General features: G+C 71.3%; 7 protein-coding genes and 1 pseudogene. 6 read left to right on the forward strand and 2 right to left on the reverse strand.

Annotation, left to right across the window (positions count from 1 at the left end):
• Both KME75_RS44425 and KME75_RS38630 read left to right on the forward strand, forming a co-directional pair.
• Positions 1–153, forward strand: a pseudogene (locus KME75_RS44425) (IS5/IS1182 family transposase); the annotation flags it as partial.
• A 56-nt stretch (positions 154–209) separates the two neighbouring features.
• Positions 210–488, forward strand: coding sequence for an Lrp/AsnC family transcriptional regulator (locus KME75_RS38630; RefSeq protein WP_219419897.1), 279 nt, complete (start codon positions 210–212; stop codon positions 486–488).
• A 250-nt stretch (positions 489–738) separates the two neighbouring features.
• Here KME75_RS38630 and trpD read toward each other — a convergent pair whose 3' ends face one another.
• Complete coding sequence (gene trpD / locus KME75_RS38635; RefSeq protein WP_219419898.1) at positions 739–1,785, reverse strand: anthranilate phosphoribosyltransferase; 1,047 nt, start codon at positions 1,783–1,785, stop codon at positions 739–741.
• Positions 1,778–2,200, reverse strand: a complete 423-nt coding sequence (locus KME75_RS38640) for a response regulator transcription factor (protein ID WP_219419899.1) — start codon at positions 2,198–2,200, stop codon at positions 1,778–1,780. The genes trpD and KME75_RS38640 overlap by 8 nt, the downstream gene beginning before the upstream one ends.
• Before the next feature lie 103 nt (positions 2,201–2,303).
• Between KME75_RS38640 and ctaE the strand changes: the two genes are divergently transcribed.
• From ctaE to qcrB, 4 genes are read left to right on the forward strand one after another with little or no spacing between them, the layout of a single operon-like run.
• Positions 2,304–2,933, forward strand: a complete 630-nt coding sequence (ctaE, locus tag KME75_RS38645) for an aa3-type cytochrome oxidase subunit III (RefSeq protein WP_219419900.1) — start codon at positions 2,304–2,306, stop codon at positions 2,931–2,933.
• 25 nt (positions 2,934–2,958) lie between these two features.
• The gene (gene qcrC / locus KME75_RS38650) at positions 2,959–3,846 is read left to right on the forward strand and encodes a cytochrome bc1 complex diheme cytochrome c subunit (RefSeq protein ID WP_246633671.1); all 888 of its coding nucleotides are present in this window, start codon (positions 2,959–2,961) and stop codon (positions 3,844–3,846) included.
• Complete coding sequence (qcrA, locus tag KME75_RS38655) at positions 3,843–5,003, forward strand: cytochrome bc1 complex Rieske iron-sulfur subunit (protein WP_219419901.1); 1,161 nt, start codon at positions 3,843–3,845, stop codon at positions 5,001–5,003. The genes qcrC and qcrA overlap by 4 nt, the downstream gene beginning before the upstream one ends.
• Complete coding sequence (qcrB, locus tag KME75_RS38660; RefSeq protein ID WP_219419902.1) at positions 5,000–6,706, forward strand: cytochrome bc1 complex cytochrome b subunit; 1,707 nt, start codon at positions 5,000–5,002, stop codon at positions 6,704–6,706. Before qcrA ends, qcrB begins: the two co-directional genes overlap by 4 nt.
• The last annotated feature ends 65 nt before the right edge of the window (positions 6,707–6,771 follow it).

The raw sequence follows: 6,771 nt of genomic DNA on the forward strand, positions 1-6,771 counted from the left end.
GAGTACAAGCGACGCAACGTCGTCGAGCGGGCGATCAACAAGCTCAAGGGCCACCGCGCGGTCGCCACCCGCTACGACAAGCGCGACTACATGTTCCGCGGAACCATCGACGTCGCCTCGATCAGGAACTGGCTCCGCGACCCCGTCCCATGATCCAAGGGACACGCTCTAGTCTCCGTGGTCGATCAACCCGACCCGAGGAGCCCGTCGTGATCACCGCGATCGTCATGGTGCACACCGCAGCCGACCGGATCCCGGAGACCGCGCAGGCCATCGCCGACCTCGACGGCGTCAGCGAGGTCTACTCGTGCGCAGGCGACGTCGACCTGATCGCGGTCGTCAAGGTCACAGAGCACGAGCAGCTCGCCGACGTGATCGCCGGCAGGCTCAGCAAGGTCGAGGGCGTGCGACGCACCGACACCCACATCGCCTTCCGCTCCTACTCCCGCGCCGACACCGAGGCGACCTTCTCCGTCGGGCTGGACTGAGCGGCGCCGCCTCAGGCGCCCCGATCGGCGCGCGCCCCCCCGTCTCCGCCCACGCACCCCGTCGACGGGGCGCACCGGCCGCAACGGGGCGCACCGGCCACCACCGGGCGCCCGGCCCACGCACGCACCCGATTCCGCCCATGCACCCCGTCTCCGCCCACGCGCCCCGTCGACGGGGTGCACCGGCCGAAATGGGGCGCACCGGCCACCACCGGGCGCCCGGCCACCCGCTTGCGTCGGCATTGTGGGGTCAGGCGCGCCGCTGCGCCGAGAACGCGATCCAGCGCTCCAACAGCGCCTGCGCGGCCCCGGAGTCGATCGTCGCCGCCGCGCGCTCCAGCGCCGGGCCGAAGGCCTCGGTGAGGTTCGCGGCGGGACCGTCCGCCGCCACGAGCGCGCCGGCCGCGTTGAGCAGCACGGCGTCGCGCACCGCGCCCCGCTCCCCCGCCACCAGCCTGCGGAAGACCTCGGCGTTCACGGCGGCCGAGCCGCCGCGCAGGTCCTCCCGCGTGGCCGGGGCGAGGCCGAGCGCGGCCGGGTCCAGCGTCTCCGTGCGCACCTCGCCACCGCCGACGACCCACACCGTGCTGGTCGTGGTGGTCGTCAGCTCGTCGAGGCCGTCGTCGCCCCGGACGACGAGCACCGACGCCCCCCGGCCGGCGAACACCTCGGCGATGACCGGCGCGAGCCGCGCGTCGGCGCACCCGACGAGGGCGGCCGGCGGCTGCGCGGGGTTGGTGAGCGGCCCGAGCACGTTCATGGCGGTCGGCACGCCCAACTCGCGGCGCGGCCCCGACGTGTGCCGGAAGCTCGGGTGGAACACCGGCGCGAAGCAGAAGCCGATCCCGACCTCGGTGACGCACGCGGTGACCTCGTCCGGGGGGAGGTCGATCGCGACGCCGAGCGCCTCGAGGACGTCCGCGGCCCCGCTCGAGGACGACGCCGCGCGGTTGCCGTGCTTGACCACGGGCACACCCGCGGCCGCGACGACGACGGCCGTCATCGTCGAGATGTTCACGGTGTGCGCCTGGTCGCCACCGGTGCCGACGATGTCGACGGCCGGGCCCTCGACCGTGACCCGGCGCGCGTGCCGCAGCATCGCCTCGGCGAGCCCCGCGATCTCGGCGGGCGTCTCTCCCTTCGCACGCAGCGCGACCAGGAAGCCGGCGAGCTGGGCCGGCGTCGCCTCGGCGGACAGCACGCGGTCCATCACCCACGCCGTGTCGACCGTCCCGAGGTCCTCCGCCCGGATCAGCCGCCCGAGGACGCCCGGCCAGGTGAGGGTGCCGTCAGCCACGGACCGCGAGCGACGCGGAGCGCCGCAGGACGTCGGCCACCGTCTCGGCGGCGGTGAGCGGGTCGAGCGGGTGCACCAGCACGGCGTCGGCCTGGGACCAGGTGGCGAGCCACCGGTCGTCCCGCCGCCGCACCGTGACGATGATGGGCGGGCAGTCGTCGATCTCGTTCTTCAGCTGCCGCGACAGGCCCATCCCGCCGGTGGGCTGCGCCTCGCCGTCGAGGATCGCGAGGTCGACACCGCCGGCGTCGGCCGCGGCCAGGACGTCGGCGATGCCCGCGGCCTCGACGAACCGCACCCGGCCCAGGTCGGGAGCCGGGCGCCTGCCGATGGCGGTGGTGATCGCCTCCCGGATCTCCGGGCGGTGGCTGAACACCAGCACGGTCAGGGTCTCGCGCGCGACAGGGCTGCTCACAGCAGGGAACTGTAGTGCTCGGAGGGGGAACCCCCGGGAGTGCCCGTCCGTTGGGTGTCCGAACCGCGATCGCCCCGCCAGGTATCCCGACAGGCTGTAGAAGATGGGCGGGGGTCATAATGCCCCCGTGACGACAGCGGCTCCCAACATCAGCGCTCGCATCCACTCGCTGAATCGCCCGAACCTGGTCAGCGTTGGCACCATCGTCTGGCTGTCCAGCGAGCTGATGTTCTTCGCCGGGCTGTTCGCGATCTACTTCACCGCGCGCGCGCAGAACCCGCCGGAGGCGACCTGGCCCCCGGAGCCGACGCACCTCAACGTGCCCTACGCGCTCGTGGTCACGATCATCCTCGTGGCCTCGTCGTTCACCTGTCAGTTCGGGGTGTTCGCGGCGGAGCGGGGCGACGTGTTCGGGCTGCGCCGGTGGTACGTGCTCACGCTCGTGATGGGCACGGTCTTCGTGCTCGGTCAGGGCTACGAGTACTTCCAGCTGGTCCACGAGGGCACCACGCTGTCGTCGAGCGCCTACGGCACGGTCTTCTACCTGACCACCGGGTTCCACGGACTGCACGTCCTCGGCGGGCTCGTCGCGTTCGTCTACCTGCTGATCCGCACCAAGCTGAGCAAGTTCACCCCGCAGCAGGCCACCGCGGCCATCGTCGTGTCCTACTACTGGCACTTCGTCGACGTCGTGTGGATCGCCCTGTTCACCGTCATCTACTTCATCCGCTGATCGCAAGGGCTGGAAGACGCAGACGATGACCACCACACCCTCCTCCATGCCCTCCGGTGACGGGCCCGACCGGGCAGCTCCCGCGAAGCGGGCGTCGACGGCCCGCGGCCCGCGCACCAAGTTCCGCCGCAGGCTCGCCGGCACCATGGCGCTCGGCCTGGGTCTGCTCGCCGCGGGCGGCCTCTACACCGCGTTCGCCCCGCAGCCGCAGGTCGCGACCGCGCAGGACGACACCGCGCTGATCGCGCAGGGCCAGGAGCTCTTCAACAACCACTGCATCAGCTGCCACGGCGCGAACCTGCAGGGTGTTCAGGACCGCGGCCCCACGCTGATCGGCGTCGGCGACGCGGCGGCGTACTTCCAGGTCTCGACGGGCCGCATGCCGCTGGCCCGCCAGGAGGCCCAGGCGGTGCGCAAGCCCCCGCTGCCGCAGTTCGACCCGGAGACCGCGGAGGGCCAGGCCAACCTGGACGCCCTCGGCGCGTTCATCCAGGCCAACGGCGGCGGGCCCACGCGTCCCGAGGAGACGGGCGAGGCGCTGCGCGGCGACGACCCGGCGCGCGGCGGTGAGCTGTTCCGGCTCAACTGCTCGTCCTGCCACAACTTCACCGGCCGCGGCGGCGCGCTGTCGTCGGGCAAGTTCGCCCCGAACCTGGACCCGGCCACCGAGATCGACATCTACACGGCGATGCTCACCGGGCCCCAGAACATGCCGAAGTTCTCCGACCGGCAGCTCACGCCCGAGGAGAAGCAGGACATCATCACCTATGTCAAGTCGGTGAGCGGCTCGAACAACAGCCCGGGTGGTCTGGCGCTGGGCGGCATCGGCCCCACGGCGGAGGGCCTGATCGTCTTCATCGTCGGGCTCAGCGGCCTGATCGGAATCGCACTCTGGCTGGGAGCGAAGTCATGAGCACGTCTCGGCAGGACCCGCCCGCCCTGGGCACCGAGAACCCGCATCCCCGCACCCCCTCCGCCGCCGAACTGGAGGACATGACGCCCGAGCAGCTGGCCCGCCTGGCCGCCGAGCTCGACGACGTCGTGGTGGTGCACAACCAGCGCAAGTGGCCGGTCCCCGGCACGCGCGCCGAGAAGCGGGCCGAGCGCGCTGTCGCCCTGTGGTTCGCGATCTCCGCCCTCTCCGCGCTGGCGTTCCTCGTGGCCTTCCTGTTCTGGCCGTACGAGTACCGGTCGCCGTTCGAGGCCGGCTACACGATGTACGTCCTCTACACGCCAATCGTCGGGTTGACCTTCGGGCTCGCGGTGCTCGCGCTCGGCATCGGCGTGATCGCGTACGTCAAGAAGTTCTTCCCGGACGAGGTGTCGGTCCAGCAGCGCCACGACGGAGCGTCCGACGAGGTCGCCCGCAAGACCGTGATCGCCCAGCTCGCGAAGGCGGGCCAGGACACCGGCATCGCGCGCCGCTCGCTCATCAAGCGGTCCGCCGGCGCCGCGGCCGGCATCTTCGGGCTCGGGCTCGGAATCGCCGCGCTCGCTCCGCTCGTGCGCGACCCGTGGAAGGGCGGCGACCAGGCCGCCATGTGGACCACCGGTTGGGCTCCGGTCGACGGCGAGACCGTCTACCTGCGCTACGACACCGGGGACCCGCACGAGATCGCGCTCGTCCGGCCGGAGGACCAGGCGGCGGGCTCGATGATGACGGTGTTCCCGTTCCGCGAGTCCGAGCGCGGCGACGAGGAGGCCCTGCTGCACGCCCTGCGCCGGGCCGACAGCCCCGTGATGCTGATCCGGCTGCGCCCGGGCACCGAGGTCCTGCACGACGAGGACACGGAGAACTACCACTACGGCGACTACTACGCCTACTCCAAGATCTGCACCCACCTCGGGTGCCCGACCTCGCTGTACGAGACGCAGACCAACCGCATCCTGTGCCCGTGCCACCAGTCGCAGTTCCTGGCCACCGAGTACGCGAAGCCGGTGTTCGGTCCCGCCGCGAGGCCGCTGCCGCAACTTCCGATTACAGTCAACGAAGAAGGCTATTTCGTGGCGACCGGGGACTTCAGCGGCCCCATCGGCCCGGCCTTCTGGGAATTGGGTGAGCAGGCATGAGCGCACTCACGACACCGACCAGCGGTGGCAACGGGATGCTGGGCAGGCAGCTCGACGAGGTCGACCAGCGCTACCACCCCGCGGCCGGCATGCGGAAGCAGTTCAACAAGGTCTTCCCCACGCACTGGTCGTTCATGCTGGGCGAGATCGCCCTCTACAGCTTCATCGTGCTGCTGCTGAGCGGCACCTACCTGGCGCTGTTCTTCGACCCGTCGATGACCGAGGTCGTCTACGACGGGCCGTTCGACAACCTGCGCGGCCTCCACATGTCGCGGGCGTACGAGAGCACGCTGGCGATCTCCTTCGAGGTCCGGGGCGGGCTGTTCGTCCGGCAGGTCCACCACTGGGCGGCCCTGCTGTTCCTCGCGGCGATGATCGCCCACATGTTCCGGACGTTCTTCACCGGCGCGTTCCGCAAGCCGCGTGAGGCGAACTGGGTCATCGGTGTACTGCTGATCCTGGTGGGCACGTTCGAGGGCTTCTCCGGCTACTCGCTGCCCGACGACCTGCTGTCGGGCATCGGCCTGCGGATCGCCTCCGGCATCACGCTGTCGGTCCCGGTGATCGGGACGTGGGCGAACTGGCTGCTGTTCCGCAGCGAGTTCCCGGGCACCGAGATCATCCCGATGCTCTACATCGTCCACGTGCTGATCCTGCCCGGCGTCCTGCTGGCGCTGATCGCCGTGCACGTCGGGCTGGTCTGGTACCAGAAGCACACCCAGTTCCCCGGCCCCGGGCGCAGCGAGAAGAACGTGGTCGGCGTCCGGATCCTCCCGGCGTTCGCGGCCAAGGGCGGCGCGTTCTTCGCCGTCACGGTCGGTGTCATCGGCCTGATGGGCGGGCTGCTGCAGATCAACCCGATCTGGAACCTCGGCCCGTACAACCCCGCGCAGGTTTCCTCCGGCTCGCAGCCCGACTTCTACATGTGGTTCAGCGAGGGCATGGCGCGCATCTTCCCGGCGTGGGAGATCGTCATCGGCGACTACCGCATCCCGGCGGCCTTCTGGCCGACCGCGGCGTTCCTGCCGCTGCCGTTCGTGGTGGCCGCGATCTACCCATGGGTCGAACGGCGGTTCACCAAGGACAACGCGCTGCACAACCTGCTGCAGCGGCCGCGCGACGTCCCGGTCCGCACAGCGCTGGGCGCCATGGCGATCACGTTCTTCAACGTGCTGTGCCTGTCGGCCATCAACGACTGGATCGCGTACTTCTTCGACGTCTCGCTGAACGCCACCACGTGGGCGGGCCGCATCCTGCTCCTGGTCGCGCCGCCGATCGCCTACTACGTCACCTACCGGATCTGCATCGGGCTGCAGAAGTCCGACCGGGCGGTGCTGGAGCACGGCATCGAGACGGGCATCATCAAGCGGCTCCCGCACGGCGAGTTCATCGAGGTGCACCAGCCGCTGGCCGGGGTCGACGCCCACGGGCACGCGATCCCGCTGGCCTACCAGGGCGCCGCGGTGCCGAAGCGGATGAACCAGCTGGGCATCGCGGGTGCGCCGGTCCAGGGCTCGCTCCTCACGCCCGACGCGGCCGACGAGGTCGCCGGCCTGGAGCGGGCGCGGGCCGAGGAGGCGGCCGCCGAGGCGGCGGAGCACCGCGGTGAGTCCGGCGACGCGCAGCGCGAGTCCCGCACCGAGCAGCGCGAGGTGCTCGCCGGCCGCCCCGACGCCGGGCGGCCGAAGGACATCGCCGACTAGGACGAGTCAGCAGCACGGGGAGGGCCCCGCCGGTTCGCCGGCGGGGCCCTCCCGCATTTCGGGGG

Origin of the sequence: Pseudonocardia nigra (assembly GCF_019396355.1) — a bacterium.
In the GTDB taxonomy this organism is placed as follows: domain Bacteria; phylum Actinomycetota; class Actinomycetes; order Mycobacteriales; family Pseudonocardiaceae; genus Pseudonocardia; species Pseudonocardia nigra.